We start from the raw sequence: 18,452 nt of genomic DNA on the forward strand, positions 1-18,452 counted from the left end.
AATCAATTAATCTCTCTAGAAACTGGGCTTTTGGTCATTTTGGACGAGACTAAAGCACACATAATAATATCAAACAGGAGGCAATTTGACATCCGGAAGACAGAAATTTCCAACTGTATGTTCCTTCGCTCAGTCGATCAATAAAAAACCTCCACCTCACGCACTAGAGTAACACCTCAGCGATCTGTACGAAAACAGGCTGCTGGTAAACCATGGGCATTTGTCAGGTTGGGTTCGGCGATATCACTCCACGCAAAGCGCACGGCTACAGGTTCCCTTACACCTTTTGACCAAACCTCTACCCGGCCATTTTTAATTACCGCTTTTGCAGGTGTCCACTTGCCATCTATTCCCTTGATTTCAAATTCCCTCAAATCATCACCTGTACTCTTAAGCCCTGCTCCATGATCGAACGATACGTATACCCTGGAGCCCCTGAACTCAAATCCACTATACACAGGCCCTGAAAAGGGAACGCTCATATCATAGGTTTTGGCCAGAGCCCAGGCCGACAGTCGTTCGCCAACCGCCCGCTTTCGCCTGGGGTGTATATGATTTAAGTCTCCAAGGTCATTGGTCACCACCATCCCTGTGCCTTCGATTTGCATACAGAGTGCCTGAGCCTCCCTAAGATGCGGCACGAGGTGGCGCTCATTCCAATATTTGAAAGGAGCGATCTCGGTAAAGTAGAAGGGCATAGTATCACCCCAATGCACCCTCCAGGCATCAATTAACTTATGGATTACCAAAGGATAAGTTTCTGGTCTAAGCCGGTTACTCTCACCCTGATACCAAATAACTCCCTTAATGGTGAAATGACGCAAGGGATAGATCATGGAATTATAGGCCCGCCCCGGCAACGATGGCCACCTGTTACCCTCTATCAAACCATCAAACGGTGAAGCGAGGGCAGCATCAGCCAGGACCGAGTCTTTCGGGATCCACACTTCTGCATTGGTGCCACCCCATGAACTGGCGATCATGCCCACTGGCACGTTTAGTTGTTTGTGGAGAGCCTCTCCAAAGACATAAGCCACAGCCGAAAAGTCCCGAACGTTATCCGAAGTACAAACCACCCATTGCCCTTGTAAATCAAGCTGCGGAGCATCCGCCGTACGCTTTTGAACCAAAAAAAGCCTTAGTTCAGGATAACTCGCCAAGGACAGCTCCTGACGGAAATTTTCGATACCGGGAAACCCACTATGAATCGAATCCATAGGCATCTCCATATTGGACTGGCCTGAAGCCAACCATACTTCTCCAATCAGCACATCCTTCAATTCGATCAACTCATGTCCCTCTATAAAGAGTGAATAAGCCCCTCCCGCATCTGGTGTGCTAATTTCCAACGACCAGGCTCCCTGCTCAGCAGAGGTTGTCACCGTATCCGCGCCCCAGGTACCCCACACCCGTATCTCCTCATTGCTCCTGCTAGTCCAGCCCCATATCTTTACCTCTTTGTTTTGTTGAAGCACCATATGATCTCCTAAAATAGCGGGAAGAGAAATACGGGCTTCGGCAGATTGAAGTAAGGGCAGAGCAAAAAGAATGATCAGAACAAAACGGATGGATTTATGCATAAAGGGGAAATTATGGGTGGCTATTTAAACTCAGTTCAATTTACCAAAAGGTTTCCATGTGTAAAGGCTCTCCGGTGATCCGGTAAATCAATACATCAGCACCTTGTTTGATAGCAGACCAACCTCTTCTGCTACTCGCTTTTTCAAAGAGATCTTTTACCTCTGACAACAGGTCCTCCTTATGACGGCTATATTGCAATAAGTGCAAAGATAGTTTCACCCGCTCCTGATCTTCGCTGCTCAAAGCCTCTATGAAGTATTGTACAGCGGATTCATCCCCATGGTCGTGCAGGATTCCTTCCAGATAAACCTGAACCGGAAGACAGGTATCGGTTCTGTAATCCCTGATCTGTTTGATCTGCTTCCAAGAAAGGTTTTTTTGCGCCTTGAGGCCGATAGCTGCCCAGTAACGAACCCAGGGATTTTGATGAGAGAGGTAAGCGAGCTGTTGCTGTACCGCATCATTGTCCTGTAAGCCACTTAAGGCAGCCACCTCCACAAGTAAAGACCAATTGATCGTGTCGGATTTTCGTAACTCATAAGGAGAAATGTGATCAGATAGCTTCTTCAAGTCCATCTCAGGAACCAGGTGAACATCCCGCTCGTCTACCATGTGTGCCAATAGAGCTGATCGCATCCTGATTACTCTTTCCGGATGCTGACTGACCAAATTGAACTGTTCATAGGGATCTTCTCTTAAGTTGAAAAGGGCTTCATAAGGCCTGGGTTGCAACATTTGGGCCTGAGCATCGTCCAACTGACCAGTATTGAAATCACGGTACATCTGCTGACTGATCTCTCCGTACATGATATAATGAATCCAACGCATAGGGTGAGAATACGGCATAAAAGACCTTATGTATATCCAGCTACCGTCTATCACCGCCCGATCCAAACTCGGAGAACCTTCAGCTCTGTCATTGGAAACGAAAAGATACGTTGGCTCAGAGGAAGTATCCACACCCATAAAAGCCCGCCCATCTAAATAATCTGGGATAGTCACCTCAGCCAGACTCAGGAGTGTTGGCGCCAAATCTACAAAACTGACCATTTGATCGGTGACCGTGCCAGCACCCCAGGGAGACAAATGTCCGTACATTTCGGGAACGGAAATAACAAATGGCACACGATATCCCTGCCCACTTCCGTTGGTTTTGATGCCAGGCATACCTTCGCCATGGTCGGCATAGAAAAACACAATGGTACTATCCGTGAGGCCATCGGCCTTCAGCCTATCCAGGACCATACCAATTTCATAATCGGCAAGGGAAACGCCATTATAGACCCTAGCCATCTGCTTGCGCATTTCCGGCGAGTCTTTATAGTATGGAGGCATTTCAAAGTCATCATCAGCTACCTTTAGGTGATCTGGTAACTGATCCAGCACTTGCTTCTGGTAGAGGTCGTATGGATTAGTCATAGTGCGCGACTGATGAGATGCCCCAAAATTGAACACAGAAAAAAATGGCTGTCCAGGCGCACGATTCCACCACCCGGCTGCATTGGAACTTTCATTCCATGATTCCCGGATCAATCTGTTGGCCGAAGAGGTATTATAGTCAGTCTTACTATTGTTGGAAGTGTAGTAGCCCGATTCTCGCAGCCATGCGGGGAACCCCCTGATCTGATCCGGTAAAGGTGCGGAACTGCGATGGTCTCCAGTGCCGGTTTTATACGTTTTCACACCAGTGATAATCGCACTTCTACTTGGAGAACAGACGGTCCCTGTACTGTAAGCATTCCTAAAGCGGACCCCTATGGATGCCAGGCTGTCAATATGTGGAGTATTCACTACCTCATTGCCATAACAGCCAATATACTCCGGGGAGGTATCTTCAATCACCACCCAAAGCATATTGGGTCGGCTCTGAGCCACAATGCTGTACTGCAACAACATGGTAACCACACACAGTATCCAGCGTTTCATTTTCATCCCTTATTTCATAAGTCTTTGAAGGTCCGAGAATTCCATTTGAGTCGCCGGAGCAAATGAATCACTATTCATATAATCAATCAAACTACTTCGCAGCTGCCGGGCAACAAGTCGATTTTCCAACTCCGTATCGAGATCGATGGACGAAAACATGAGTTTCCCCTTTCCGACCTGAGCTTCAAAAAGACTGCCCAGGTTTCGATTGGTCACAAAGTTATCAATCACCCTTACGATAGGATCCACCGGTAAGTCATCAAGTATGAGGGCTTTGGATTGTATGCAAAGATCCCACCATTGCCAGTTACTATGAAACTCTGTGGGGAAGTCAGCCAGTGCCGGATGCTCAGGGTTGCACAAAACGCCCATAGTGGCGGGTTGGTCAGGAAAATGCACCGGACTCCAAAACACGGGTACAAACCTGCCAGTGACGCCCTTCATCTCTTCAATGGCCGGATTGAGCAATACGGTTTCTCCTTTGGCAAGCCATTGCCTGGCTTCACTTACCGATCGGGTATAGCGTACCTTACCCTCTGCCCCACCGGAAGTCGGGTACACCCATATCGGCCATTGATTACGGTAGTCGGTACCACTAATGCTTACGGAGACTATGAACTTGGTCGCCCTGGTCACCTCAAGCTTGTGTTCGATTGCCCCGTACACCTTTTCATTGCCCACTTCTATCTGATCAACCTGAAAGGTTCCTTTGGCCAGTTCCTCCATTTCACTGCTAATGCTCCATTCCAGCTTTTTATTCATCATGGGACGATAGAAATTGGCTACCTGCACATCGGCCATGAAGGTCTCCCCAGAGGCAAATACCGCCTTGGGAAAGCGAATCAAAGGAACCACAGGCCCGCTAAACTGTGAAAATTCTGTGCTATCTATCATCCCTTTGGATTCCCAAAATGCATTGAGCAAACCAACCAACGCAGTACCCTGCCCAGGAAAGTCCTGCAGTTGCAAAAGTTGAAAACCATCGAAGCCCGGGGTTTTGAGGGCCCTTTCAATTTCCTCTTTATAAAGTAGAACAGCCAGCTCACCGGATGCCTGAGTAAAATCAGGAGCATACTCAAGTAAGCCGCGTTTCTCCAGATCATTGCGCACTGCTATGAAATTAAGCGGCTTTAATACTCCGGTATATTTTTCGATTTCGGAAAGATCGGGGTATACAGAGTACTGACCAATCTCATGCGAGATCACCGGCACTGTGAGGTGATCAATTTCGTTCCGGTAGTCTTTGTCAAAGTGAGGAGCCCTGGCATTAAAAATACCCTGCCCACGCACCCAACCTTTGTTGGTCCACTGGGTCACAAAATAGTCATCCTCAGGTTGAGGTTCGTCTCCCACACCCTTTTGAAACGAAAACGTGGTGGTCATATAAAGATGACGGTCGTCCCACTCTTTCATCCTGGCCACCAGATCATTGAGCCATAAGGTATCCCCCTCCAACTCATTACCTACTGAGAAAAAGGTAAATGACGGGTGGTTGCCATATTCCTTGATAAGGTCTCTTGCTTCGCTGTACAGGAATTGATTGGTTTTCTCGTCTGTCCCCACACTCAGGTTCCAAAGTGGAAGCTCCACCTGAAGATACATTCCGAGCTCATCTGCCACTTCAAACGCTGCTTTTGGTGGGCACCAAGAATGGAATCGCAGGTGATTCAAACCATAAGCCTTAGCGGTTTTGATCAGTCCAGACCACTCATCCCTGGTCATTGGCGGGCGACCCGTCAGTGGAAATATGACACACTCCAGGTTTCCCCTCATAAAAGCCCTCTGCCCATTAATGGCAAGAACCGCATTGTCGTTGGTTATATTCCTATACCCGAAGGTGACCTCTTTTGTGCTCGTACCAATAGTTACCTGACATTTATAGGTTACAGGATTAAATTCATCCCATTTTTCCAGATCTACCCCATCAAAAGTGACAGTAAGACCTTTACCGGAGAGCTGACCTTCCTTTTGCAAAATGGGTTCTCCATTATGAGTAATGGCAATATCAAAGTGCTCGTTCTCTGCCTCCGAAAGGCTTACCTTTACGGTTATCTGTTGTTGTACGGTATTGCTGTACACCTGCAGGTCTTCAATCATAGCCCCAACACTGGAGCGCAGTGAAAGCTCACCGAGCATTCCATTCCACTTGATCTGCGTATGGTTGGTATAGGCATGTGCCATGTCCTTGTCTTCAGGTGCAGGGTACTTACTCCCTGCGACATTGATACCGGGGTATTGGTTAGAGTTGTCTACCATTACCGTAAGGGTGTTTTCTCCTGGAGCCAGGTAACCTGTGAGATCATAACAATGCGGCGTAATGAGGCTTTCCTGAAAGCCTTCAACTTTCTGATCGTTTACCCAGACCTCTGACTTCCACAATACCCGCTCGAGTTTCAGTTGAATATTTTTATCTTCCCAGGAGGCTGGCACATTAACCACTCGCTGATACCAGGCCTTACCAGTGTAGCTGTGTGCTCTGGTCAGGTGAGACAATACATAATTATTGAGTTCTGGTTGCAATGTGTTAGGTATTCCTATCTGTGCTTCATCCAGAGTGCCTGGCAAAATGATTTTTTGACCTTGCAAGGAGTGTTTATACCATGCCTGGCCTTCTCCCAAATGATCAGGATCGAGTTTTACAGTCCACTCTCCAGACAGGTCTATGGTATTATCGGTTGGTACGGTACACCCAAGTAACCCTACCCAAATCAACACTGATGCTATTTGTAATGCGATTTTCATCATTATTTATCTATTAATCTTTTGTCGTGCTCCCCCACCAGTCTTCGTTTGGCTGGAAGTTATCCTCAAGTATTTTCAATCTGTTTTTTTCCAGTGAAGGCAATAGCTTCTCCCTCACATACGTTTGCCTGCGCTCCAGCGCCTCTGCACTATAAAATGGATTAGGCTCAGGCATTTTGGCCTGCTTGCCTTTCAGGTATTCAAAAAGCTCCTGCTCTAAGGCAATCACCATTTCTGGCTGATCAGGTGCCAGGTCATACTGCTCTCCGATATCATCCTCCAAATCATACAGCTCAGAGGTATTTGTCTCCCAATAGTATATAAGCTTGTAGCGACCTTTGCGAAGCATGGACACCGGATCACCACCTTGATTGCCATAATGAGGATAATGCCAAACAAGTGAGCGATCTTTTACTCCTGTATTTCTCAAAGCCGATTCGAGGTTTACACCATCCAATGGTTTCTGAGCAGGTATTTCCAAACCCGCCAGGGCACAAATTGTAGGGTAAAAATCCTGCCCTGAAACAGGATAATCAACTATAGCTGGTGCTACCCCGGGAACCTTGATCACATAAGGCACTCGAATACCACCTTCCCACTGATAACCCTTTCCGCCTCGTAAAGGACTATTCGTAGTGGAGTAAGCATCTCCTGAGGCCACACCCCCATTGTCAGATGTGAAGATCACCACGGTGTGCTCAAGCAAACCCTGACTTTCGAGTTCGTCTAAGACCAACCCAACGGCATCATCCATGTGCTGAATCAACCCGGCATAAATCGCATTGTCCTGAACCGTGCGGATGGGTAATCGTCGCTCCATTTGGAATCCGCTGGAATCCAATCCTACTTCTAGCGCCTTATTGCGATATTTCTCCCAATACTCACGGGTGGTCTGGATAGGCCCATGTACCGCATAGAAAGAAAGCATCGCAAAGAATGGCTCGCCTTTATTCGTACGGATAAATCCAGCCGTTTCCTGTGCTAGTCTCATACTCAGATTTTCACCCGGTGATCCATCTGTGAGGTTTGGATTATCATAAGGAGAAAAATAGCCGCCCTTCGGATTGCCATAATCCCAACCTCCAACATTGACATCAAACCCATGATCCTCAGGCCATGAGCCTTGAGATCCCAAATGCCACTTGCCTGCAAAGAATGTTTTATACCCTTTCATTTGAAATAATTCAGGCATGGTGATATCCGATGCTGGTAACTGATGCTGGTAGTCTGGTGGCAAAAGCTTAGTATATGGAACTCTTTCGCCCCATGCGTAACCAGTTTCAGCTCCGATCCAGTCGGTGACGCCATGCGAAATGGTGGTCTGACCAGTGAGTATGCTCGCCCGTGAAGGGCTGCAGACCTGAGCTGCAGCATATCCATTAGTAAAAATCACACCTTGGTTAGCTAACCTGTCAATATTGGGCGATTCGTAAAACTCAGATCCTGCAAAACTGAGATCATGAGCGCCAAGATCATCTGCCAGAATGAAAAGCACATTTAACTTTTTGGTCTCCTGCTGGCAACTCAGCAGAATCAAACACATGAGACTTATTCCTATTCTTATCATGCTTATAGGGATTTTTGGTACTGATCAGCTGCAATATTGCCCAAATGGTCTTTGGCTCCTACATGAGTAATATTAAGATCCAGCACTTTGGTAAAATACTCCCGACAGCCGCTGATGTTGCCCAAACCGAGTTCTGCCAGCCCGAGCAGATAATAGGCATCGATCTTGCTGCGCATTTGAATATCATCTTCGAATACGAGCAATAGAGGTAATGAAGTAGCGAAATAATCGATTTTGGCCTTTTGGGTTAGTTTTTCAGAAGCGTAAGTTCGCATGCTTTTCAATATTTCCATTGCCTCAGTCTCTTTACCCAGTTCAACCATAGATAGTGCTTTGTAATACGTGAGTTCTGAAAAGTCGCTAACCGCCATATCGATGAAATCCCCCTGCTCCTGAGCACTATCCATAAAGTGACGCACCGCCTCGCTTTCATTGCCTAAGGCACGATGAGCAATACCTTTCCAGTAGTTGATATGAGCAACAGCCTGTAGCGGGTGATACTTTTCGCCCAGATTATCCGGGGTGTCCAATGATTCATTGAACCAAACTAAGGCCTCTGTAGGATTGTCAGCTGCAAGGGCTTGTTGCCCCAGTTTCAAACAAGCATAGGTGTACTGTTTGAGTACCTGCCCTTCTCCTCCTTCCCATGGATGAAAAGTACGACCCTTTAAAAGATCCAGGGCTTTTCTAAACTGATTAGTGAAATTATATAGGGTGGCGAGTTCTACACTAAAATCGTCACGTTTCAACACGATCTCTCCGAGTTGGAGCAAAGCCAGAAGGCGTTCGCCAGGATCAGCATTGTTCTTTTTTCGAAGTTGATCATATTCAAATTGTATTCTTGCATCCTCAGGACCGATAGCCACAGCTTTTCGAAAGGACTCCAAAGCTAAATCTCCTTTTTGGCTGGCATTCCAATGCGCAATACCCAGATTTCTATACAAGGTTGCATACTGGCAACCGTACCCTGCAGCCTGCTCCCACACCGATATGGCATCCTGATGACGTTTGGCATTAAAGTAAAAATTACCCAAACCGTATGCAGCCAGAGTGCAGTCCGGTTGTCGGTTGATCACCCATTCCAACAAGCGGAGTTCTTCCAGTCTGGATGGGAAGAAGTAATCAAATGACTTATGGCAAACACTCGTGAGTAATACATCCCCTTTTGAGGGGTTTCCTGTCAGGGTATATAACCAGGAGAGCACAACCTCTGTCATACTGGAGACGCCCATTGGATTTGGCACTGCACAAGCAGGCTTGTCTGCACCGAGGTGCAACTCAATGAGGTCTATGGCTCGCTGATAAAAACCACATCCGGCATATTCGAAGGCAATATCCAACACGGTTTGCGCATCATTTCTGCAGGAGTCTAAGAAGTGTTCAAAGTTTCCGTTTAAGGTAGCCAATTCAAAATTGGCCCACTGATCCAATGGATCGATATCCAATAATGACTTCAATGTAGCTTCAGCATCGCCCTTTCGGTTCTGATCGTTGAAGATGGCTGCTTTCAGAATGACTGCACTATTATTTTGACTGTTAGTTACCAAAGCCGCGTCCAAATGCTCCAGGGCCGTTTCAAAATCCCTCTTTCTGGTATCCAGTTTAGCCAGCATGAAATAACTTTGAGATCTCCACTCATAGTTCCAGGTAGCTTTATAGAATGATTTGTACGCCAGATCAAACTGATCCAGATAATAGCAAGCCATGCCATGATAGTAATGTGCTTCACCGGTGGATGGATTCGGATGGTAGACCGTCAGGATCTCCATGGCCTTGGCTGCATTAGCCTGTGCCGCACTGAAAAGACCAGACTTGATCTGCACTTTGCTAAGTGAGATATGGGCCTTGTAATTTTTGGGGTCTCTCTTGATTGCCTCTTCCCAATAAGGCTCTGGATATCTGGTCGGATGCCGATAAAGCTCCAGGTGCTCCCCTATCAGCTCCAGTTCCAATGAGCTGGTGAGTTCCTCAGCCTGCTTAGGTTCAAATGCTTCATTGCGGTCCCGGGTTTTATCTACTTCCTGATGCTCATAGGAAATTAGCAACCGACCTGATTCATTATATACTGCAATAGAAAGTCTGTTTTCCTCTCCTGCTTCAAAGGGTTTACTGATCATCCAAGGCAGGTCAGGACTTGTTGTTATCGGGCTGATTTCCTCTTCCCGCTCACCTATTTTCAAAATCACTTTGAGGTTTGCCAGCTTACAGCTACTGGCTATGCCCAATTCAACTTTATTACCCTGTGTTGGCACCATGCGGACAGCTACTTCTTTGTTGGCATTTTGCACAGGTCCCAGCTTTTTGTAACTCCACCAGAATTGAGAAAAAGTTTTGGTCTCATAGGGTAGCAAATAGGTGAAATCCGGCTGATTGTCGGTATAAACTCCAGCCATCAGTTCGAAATATGGTCCTCCTACATCCGTCAGCTCTCTATCCCAAACCTTTCCAAACTCCTCACTTCCCCATGTCCACTGTTTCTTTCCAGGTGCGATATGCCTGTTGGCCACATGAATGAATCCTCCTTCTGTTTTGGAATCATACCCACCAAAAAAATCATACTTGGTATCGCAAACCATATAACTCGTTGGCACAGTGATATTTTCGTATTTACGAAGGTCATTTTTACCAGGACGCTGGTGATATGGGATGCCATAGTAATGGTTTTCCGCATACGGAAAGCTACTCATGGCACGCACTGCATGATCCGCAACATAATGAACATCCGGTGGGAAAAAGCTCTGATAACCCTCATGAACCTCTACTGCCACATTCGCCCACCAAAGAAAAGTTTGGGTCATTGGTGTCCGGTTAAAAAGACGCCCCCTTAGCTCTATCAGCGAACTCTCAGGACGCAGGCGTATCCCGTGCATGCCCTTGAGACGATACATGGGGTCGTATTCTGACATCCATACCGTGCGGGCGCCATCGGCCTCCTCTTCCACATGAATATCTGTGGGTAAATAAGTACCCGGGCGATGGTGCTGCGGCCAGTTGAACTCTACTCCACCACTGATCCAGGGTCCTGCCAGTCCAACAAGAGCTGGCTTGATCACTTCCTGCTTATAGAAAAAGTCATAGTTGTCATTGGCTTTATCCTGAGCCTCAAAGATGCGACCTCCAATTTCTGGCAACATGACCAACCGCACAAACTCATTTTCGAGCGTGGCCGCTTTATAGTCTATGTCAGTTTTGTGATCGTATACTTTATCTATGAAGGGCACGGGATAAACCTTCCCTGAAGAACCCTGATATACTCTTTTTTCAAAAAATACCGGATTGATCTCCGATTTTCCCAACTCATAGGTTGGAATTGATTTGTTGGAAATTGTGGCTTTGACCATAATTTGATATTTAATTCTATCTAATCGTTTTCAATTGCTTCTCTCACCTCATTTGAGGTATTGAATTGCTGTTCTATTTCTTCGAGGGTTTTACCCTTTGTTTCCGGCAACTTTGACCGGATAAATACAAATCCTGCCAGGCATATGAGGCTGTAAATCCAAAAAGTACCATATGCATTGAGTGTGGAATTCAGAATGGGAAAAGTGAAGGTCAGAACAAATGACGCAACCCATAACATGAGTGTGGATATTGACATGGCCAGGCCACGCACACGGTTTGGGAAGATCTCTGACAACACCACCCAGGTGACCGGAGCAAGAGACATGGCATAAACAGCTATGGCCATGACCACCAGGATCAGAATGGGCAAACCGGTCCAGCCCATGAAATAACTCAGTCCCAAAACAGAATAAATAAGCGCGAGACCAGCCGAACCAATCAACATAAGGCGCTTACGACCCCACCGGTCTATTGTCTGCATAGCTACCAGGGTGAATACCAGATTCACACTTCCTGTAATTACGATATTGAAGAGCATATCGCCCACACTGTACCCGGCACTACTAAAGATTTCCTCAGCATAGTTAAAGATCACATTGATGCCGCACCACTGCTGGAAAATGGCTAAAACAATGCCCAAAACCATTATAGGTTTAATTTTTGGTTTCCTGAGGTCACTCCAGTGTACTTTGCGATCATTCACTCCAAACGAACCCTTAATGCGCTCCAGTTCCACTCGGGCATAGTCAGCACCGCCTACTTTTTCCAGGACATCCCGAGCGGCTCCATGATTGCTCAGTTTCACTAAAAAACGAGGGCTTTTCGGCACGGCAAACATGAGCAGGAAAAATGCTCCGGCAGGTACCAGCTCAGCCCAAAACATCCATCTCCAGCCGATGGTCCCATTCCATGAGGCAAGCATCTCTGCATCCGTAGTACCAGCGGGTACCGGCTCTGCAATTAAATAGTTGGTGATTTGCGCAGCCAAAATACCAATAACAATGGTTAGCTGATTGATGGCCACGAACCTGCCTCTTAGCTCTGCGGGTGATACCTCTGCGATGTACATCGGTGAAAGTGTAGAGGCAAGTCCTATTCCTACTCCACCAATAAGCCGATAGATGATAAACCAGTTGAAATCATCGGTGTAGCCGCTACCGAAGGCTGAAAGTGTAAACAATAAGGCTGCCCCAATCAGTGGATTTTTTCGACCGTACTTGTCAGAGACTGTTCCAGAAAGCAAGGCGCCCATGATACAGCCCACCAATGCACTACTCATAGCCCAACCTTGTAACCCGGGAGAATTCTTTAGCTGAAAGAAGAGCTCATAAAAGGGTTTGGCTCCACCGATTACCACCCAGTCATAACCAAAAAGGAGGCCACCCATGGCTGATGTGAGTGCTAGTCCAAGCAGGTACGCAATATTGTACTTATTCTTTGTCATTCTGTCTCTGATTTATCTGAGGTTAATATGCTTTCGAGCTTACCTTTCAATTTACTGGCAACGATAGGATACCGCTCTGCCAGATTGTTGCTCTCGTACGGGTCGTTTTCCAAATCAAAAAGCTGAGCCGTTGGGTAAAAACCAGGGTCCACATATTTTTCCTTAATCCATTGTGGCACTTCTGCATTTTTAGGGGCGATATATTTCCATTTACCGTGGCGCAAGCCATAGGTATAAGACTCTTCCAGCAGGAAAGACCTTCCTTCATACTGCTCTCCAAGCCATACTGAAAGTAAATCCTGGCTGTCATCTCCATCAATCGCCTTTTGTCCCACCAACGCCGCCAAAGAAGCATACAGGTCCACCTGACTGATCAAAGCGCTACTCACACCTGGTTGCACACGTGCGGGCCAGCTTATAATGGTAGGAACCCGGGTACCACCTTCATAAACCGAATATTTGGTGCCCCTATAAAGCCCTGCTGGCCTGTGGCTTCCCACCAACTCACGTGCATAGTCCAAATAACCGTCATCGAGTATTGGGCCATTATCACTGGTAAAAAGTATGAGGGTGTTTTCCGTAAGTCCCAGAGAATCCAATGTACGGGTAATCTGGCCCACGCACCAGTCCATCTGTGCGATAACATCTCCTCTTGGACCCATGCTGCTTTTCTCCACAAACTGCACATTGGGCACTCTCGGCTGATGAATGTCATGCAATGAGAAATAGAGAAAAAACGGCTGCTTGGCATTTTTTTTCATAAACCGTTGCGCCTTTTCACTTAACACAAATGGAAATTGCTCATCTGTCCAAAGTGCTGACCTTCCGCCGCTCATGTAGCCGATCCGGCTATAGCCATTGATGATGCTGCCGAGGTGGTAAGATTCTGTATGCTGCTTGAGCAATTCAGGTTGCTGACTTCCGATGGGGTAGCCGTCCAACTCATATTGGTAACTCACAGTGACCGGATCTGAAGGGTCCAAACCAACAATCTGCTGATTTTCAAGGTATACGCAGGGTACACGGTCACCAGTAGAAGGAATCAGAAAACTATAATCAAAACCCACTTCCCGTGGTCCAGGAGTCACTTCTTTGTTCCAGTTGACATCACCATTCCCTAAGCCCAAATGCCACTTGCCCACCACGCCGGTGGTATAGCCAGCTTTCTGTAGCATTTTAGGGAGCGTCCCCTTATTCGTTTCGATAATCAAGGGAGCGTCTCCTTGCAGAATGCCGGCCTGCTGACGAAAAGCATATCTCCCTGTGAGCAAGGTGTACCTGGACGGAGTGCAGGTGGATGCCCCGCTGTGAGCATCTGTAAAATTGAGTCCCCGGGCAGCCAATGCATCTACATGAGGAGTTTTTACCCCTACAGCACCATTAATTCCAATGTCACCATAGCCCAAATCGTCGACATAGATGATCACAATATTTGGTTTCTGCTGGGCCATAGCCGAAGCACCGATTAGTGTGAAAACGATCAGGACAATCGTAACTTTTATCAGCCGGATCTTACTCATTTGTCAGGTTTTCTATGGTCATTAAGTTCACTTTTACTTCAGGTTGAAATGCGTCACTTGCCATGTACGCTATCAAGCTTTTCAGCATCTGCCGCGATGGAAGCTGATCAGAACCAAGGTTTTTGAGGTCTACGCTGCTTACCAACAACTTACCCTTGCCTACCTGCACCTCAAAGAGCAGGCCCAGGTCCCGGTTTTCAAACCAGTCATCTATGATTCGTACAATTGGTTTCAAATCAGGTGAGACTTTATCCAGGTCAATGGCTGATGCCCGGGACATAAGGTCCCACCACTGCCAATCGCTATGATAGCTGGTAGGAAACTCCCTGAGCGCCGGATGATCCGGGTTAGCCAATATTCCCAATGTATGTGGCTTTTGCCCGCTGGTATAAGCCGTGTTCCAGAAGATGCTCGAGAATCCAACTCCTATATCACCACCAGCCTGCTTTCCAAGGCTATTTTTCGGGAGGCTGTAAAGTACGCCCCCCCCCTTTCTCAATACTTTTCTAGCTTTTTTATCAAGCCAATTCGAGTGGTATATTTCATCGGAGATCTCCACTTCCGGGTAGACCCAAAAATCCCACTCGTTACTTATTTCTCCCATTTTTGCCTTTAGTGTCAGAATTTGCGGCTCCTGAATACTGGACAAATCCAATGTAATGCTACCCTGCTCCACTGCTGACTTTCGATTGAACGGTGTAATCAGAAAGCTGCCTGCGTCTAAGACAACATCCGCTGCAAGGATTGACCAGTGGACATTTCCTTTCAGGTTTTCCTGTCCGTAATGTGATATTTCCAGGGTGGCTTCCAGCACCTCGTCTGTGGTATATGTCCGTTTTGGTAATCGGGCTAACAACACCGTGGTATCACAGAATGATTTAAATTCATCACTTGTCACATAGCCTTTTGGTTGCCAAAATGCATTTACCACCCCTATGGGTGCCGTGCCCTGACCACTAAAATCCTGCAAACCCAAGAGCTGAAAACCAGCCATTTCCCTTGTTCGCATAGATTTTTCCATATCAGCTTTGTAGCATAGTACCTGAAGCTGGCCAGAGGCATCCAAATAGCTCGTGGCTAAGTGTCCTAACCCTTTTCGTCGCAGCTCTTCCTGGAAAATCTCAAAGTTGTTGGCTTTCAGCACTCCGGTGTACTCACTGATCTCTTCAAAGTCTGGATAAACACACCACTGCCCCATTTCATGACTGATGTATGGCATCTCTATGGACTCGATCAGTTCGTCATAATCATCCATAGTCTGCGGCGGCAGGCTATTAATACTACTGGACAGCCCGGCCCCCCAATGTTGCAACCTCGGACCTGCATGCAGGTAGAAATCCGCATTAGGCACAAACGGCCAACCCGCACCACCAGTATAAATCCTCGTGGGATCATATTCCTGAAAGTAACGAACATATTCGGTTAAGTAATCCTTTTGATTTTTACCTCCTGGTTCATTTCCATAAGCTATCAGGCATAGCGATGGATGGTGGCCATAGGTATCTAAAATATCCCTCGTTTCATCATATATATAGGCATCGATGGGGTTACCATCTCCAATTTTAGAAGTGATCGTATTGGCCCAGGCTGAAGCTTCTACCTGCAAATAGACGCCCATTTCATCAGCAGCATCAAAGGCCGCTTCCGGAGGGCACCACGAATGGTATCGGACATGATTTAACCCATAGGATTTGACTGTTTCAAAAATCGATTTCCAAGCTTCCACATGGGTGGGGGGATACCCCGTTTTTGGGAAAATGGCACAGTCCAGGGTTCCACGCAGGAATATAGGCCTATTATTCAGGGTAATCTGTCTCCCTTCAGTGTCAATTGTCCTCAGTCCAAAACGAACTTCCTTGTTGTGCACTTCACCGCCACTTTGTAGTTCGGCCCGAAGGGTATATAGATGGGGGGTAAATTCATCCCAATGGAAAAGTGGCACAGGAAGCTTCACATGATACGCAGAGTCTCCGGCAGGAAACTGAGTAGATATTACCCTTTCCCCCGAAGGATCAAAGACATCAAACAGTACCATACCGGATGGAGCAGCACCTGAAGTCTTCAAAGCAATAGTCAGATCATCAGAGTTGGGGATTGGGTATACTCCGATCTGCTGAATATGATAGTCCGGCAAAAACTCCAGATAAAGGGAGCCTACTAATCCATTCCAGTTGGTCTGGGTGTTATCTGATACACTATGTGCACTGTTGCCCACGTCTGTGGTGTCTAACCGGTTATCGATTCGAATGGTGATTACATGTTTGCCATCAGTCACCGGGGGAAGGTAAAACTCATGTGGAGTGGCCAGGGAGTTTTGGCTTCCTACTGATACTCCATCTATCCATACTGTGGTTTGCCAATGTGGACGTTCCAGAAATAGCCTGATTTGTTCATTGGTAGTTTCCGGCAAAGTGATCTCCCGCTGATACCAGGCGGCACCCAGGTAATGCTTCATTGGCTGTAGCCAAAAAGGTATTTTGATATTACCCGGCTGGCGATACTCAGTATACCTGGGAGCATTGTACCATGAGCTATCAAGGATCTCTCCCGTCCATGGTGTACTGACGGTTACATCGCGTCCATATCCGTTCTCAGTGAGGGAGCCAGGTAGGCTTATTTCATACCCATCAAAGGTTTGTTCGAACCATCTATCCTTCAAACCCAGATCCATCGAATCAACACGAACTTGCCATGTGCCGGACAAATCCAGTTTTTGCGAAAAACCTGTGGTAGTAAATAGCAGATAAAACAGCAGCAGGCCGATATGCAGTAGCTTATCCATTGTTAGTTACTTTCTATTTTCCCTGTGATGGTCACCACGGACCTCTTTGGGATTTCGATCTGTCCCTTTCGAATCTGCACATGTGCCAGGTTTCGGGTAGCGTCAGTGATGTATAGATCCTGTGCATCGAACTCATCACCCACTTCTATTTTCTGATCAAAGTCCTCATGGTTGTTGATTACTACCACCAAATCACTTTTGTCCAAATAGGCTGATACCTGCAAAGAGTCACCCTCACCTTGTAGTGAGGTACTCACCCTTACCATTCCGGGACGCACAAACCGAGAATAATTACCAAGAGCCCAGAGGAGCTTTGACTCCCGTACTTGCCCATTTTCCTTCATCCTGTCACGATTGAATAAATCAGAATTGTCATCGGTATCGAGGTAAATAAGTCCGTCTTTAAAATCAAAAGTGGTAAGTGCCGTCCACCACTGCCACCCCTGTGACTGGGCTATGGTGATATCTGAATGAATGACCCTGGCGACATACAAGGCAGTATTCATGCCCAGATCTCGCTCCTGGCCTGCCCCTATCTCCGGTGATTTCTCCAAAATACAAAACTCTGTTTGCAAGAAGCCCAGGCCAGGGTAGGCACTCATTTTCTCCTGCAGTCTTTTTCTGACCTGATACTGTGAGGACAAAGGCCAGGTGGTAAAGTAACTATGTCCTGTAATCATAGGGCTGACATGCGGCAGATCTGCCAGATAAAGTGGAGAACTAACATCGAAAAAATGATCGATCTGATCGCCACGAGCCTCATCGCCATGCTCTTCATATAAAAAGTCAAGCTTTCCGGCCTCCCCTAACAGGAGTTGTGTTTTCAGTCCGGATTGCTGCAGTTCCTGAGACAGGTATTTCGTAAATAGGAAAATATCCTCATTGGTAGCCGCCGTTCCTTCCTGATTGGCCTTAGACCAGTCCCACTGGGGCTCATTGAATGGACTCAGGTAATCGAATGAAATACCCTTTCCCTGATAATGCTTTAAAACCTCTACCAGGTAGCTGGCATAATCGTCCAACTTTCCTGGCTTCACATTGATTCTCGGGTCCTCTTTGATGGAATACCCCTTACCATTGATGGACATAGAAACAGGAGCAGCTATGGAAAAACCCAAAAACTTCTCTACTCCACGCTTTTGAGCGGCGTACAAGAACCATTCCTGACCAGCATTTTTTGTCCAGTCCCACGTACCATCGGCATTTAAGAAGCACTCCGATCTTCGCCATTCGTTTTTAATATCCGAACTATCACCCAATTCTGTGCTACCCGTACCTATGTAATACCTCCATACAGACAGTCCTATCCCCTTCGGGTTTCCCTTTTTGTCCAACTCTTTGCTGAACAAAAGGTCCGCTATGTATTCTCGTTTATCAATAGGCCAGTTTTTGCCTACAAACTGAGTTCTCCATGCATCTGAAGCACCAAACCCATCAATGGTCTGGAAAGTGGCCGCAGGATCAACCGAAAGTCGCTGTTGGGCGGTGGAATTGAAAGACAATACCACACCAATTGAAAACAATAAAACTGTTTTAAGTAAATCCATA

The 18,452-nt window shown here is 46.8% G+C and carries 9 protein-coding genes; all 9 read right to left on the reverse strand.

Annotated elements, in window-relative coordinates; genetic code table 11:
- Window positions 1-176 precede the first annotated feature (176 nt).
- From RIH33_RS11845 to RIH33_RS11885, 9 genes are read right to left on the reverse strand one after another with little or no spacing between them, the layout of a single operon-like run.
- On the reverse strand, window positions 177-1,580 hold the full coding sequence (locus RIH33_RS11845; RefSeq protein WP_406653052.1) for a sialate O-acetylesterase: 1,404 nt from the start codon (window positions 1,578-1,580) through the stop codon (window positions 177-179).
- A 40-nt stretch (window positions 1,581-1,620) separates the two neighbouring features.
- Complete coding sequence (locus RIH33_RS11850) at window positions 1,621-3,507, reverse strand: sulfatase-like hydrolase/transferase (RefSeq protein WP_406653053.1); 1,887 nt, start codon at window positions 3,505-3,507, stop codon at window positions 1,621-1,623.
- A 9-nt stretch (window positions 3,508-3,516) separates the two neighbouring features.
- On the reverse strand, window positions 3,517-6,252 hold the full coding sequence (locus tag RIH33_RS11855) for a sugar-binding domain-containing protein (RefSeq protein ID WP_406653054.1): 2,736 nt from the start codon (window positions 6,250-6,252) through the stop codon (window positions 3,517-3,519).
- 10 nt (window positions 6,253-6,262) lie between these two features.
- Window positions 6,263-7,816 carry a sulfatase gene (locus RIH33_RS11860; protein ID WP_406653055.1) on the reverse strand — a complete coding sequence of 518 codons (1,554 nt, stop codon included), beginning with the start codon at window positions 7,814-7,816 and terminating at the stop codon, window positions 6,263-6,265.
- 2 nt (window positions 7,817-7,818) lie between these two features.
- On the reverse strand, window positions 7,819-11,157 hold the full coding sequence (locus RIH33_RS11865; RefSeq protein WP_406653057.1) for a DUF5107 domain-containing protein: 3,339 nt from the start codon (window positions 11,155-11,157) through the stop codon (window positions 7,819-7,821).
- 20 nt (window positions 11,158-11,177) lie between these two features.
- A complete protein-coding gene (locus tag RIH33_RS11870; RefSeq protein ID WP_406653060.1) occupies window positions 11,178-12,602 on the reverse strand; it encodes a sugar porter family MFS transporter in 1,425 nt (474 codons plus the stop codon).
- Window positions 12,599-14,122, reverse strand: a complete 1,524-nt coding sequence (locus RIH33_RS11875) for an arylsulfatase (protein ID WP_406653062.1) — start codon at window positions 14,120-14,122, stop codon at window positions 12,599-12,601. Before RIH33_RS11875 ends, RIH33_RS11870 begins: the two co-directional genes overlap by 4 nt.
- Window positions 14,115-16,904 (reverse strand): sugar-binding domain-containing protein, encoded by a 2,790-nt coding sequence (locus tag RIH33_RS11880; protein ID WP_406653064.1) that lies wholly within the window; start codon window positions 16,902-16,904, stop codon window positions 14,115-14,117. The genes RIH33_RS11875 and RIH33_RS11880 overlap by 8 nt, the downstream gene beginning before the upstream one ends.
- A gap of 2 nt (window positions 16,905-16,906) precedes the next feature.
- On the reverse strand, window positions 16,907-18,451 hold the full coding sequence (locus RIH33_RS11885; RefSeq protein WP_406653065.1) for a glycoside hydrolase: 1,545 nt from the start codon (window positions 18,449-18,451) through the stop codon (window positions 16,907-16,909).
- Between the last annotated feature and the right edge of the window lies 1 nt (window position 18,452).

The organism is Marinoscillum sp. (assembly GCF_040222955.1).
In the GTDB taxonomy this organism is placed as follows: Bacteria; Bacteroidota; Bacteroidia; order Cytophagales; family Cyclobacteriaceae; genus Marinoscillum.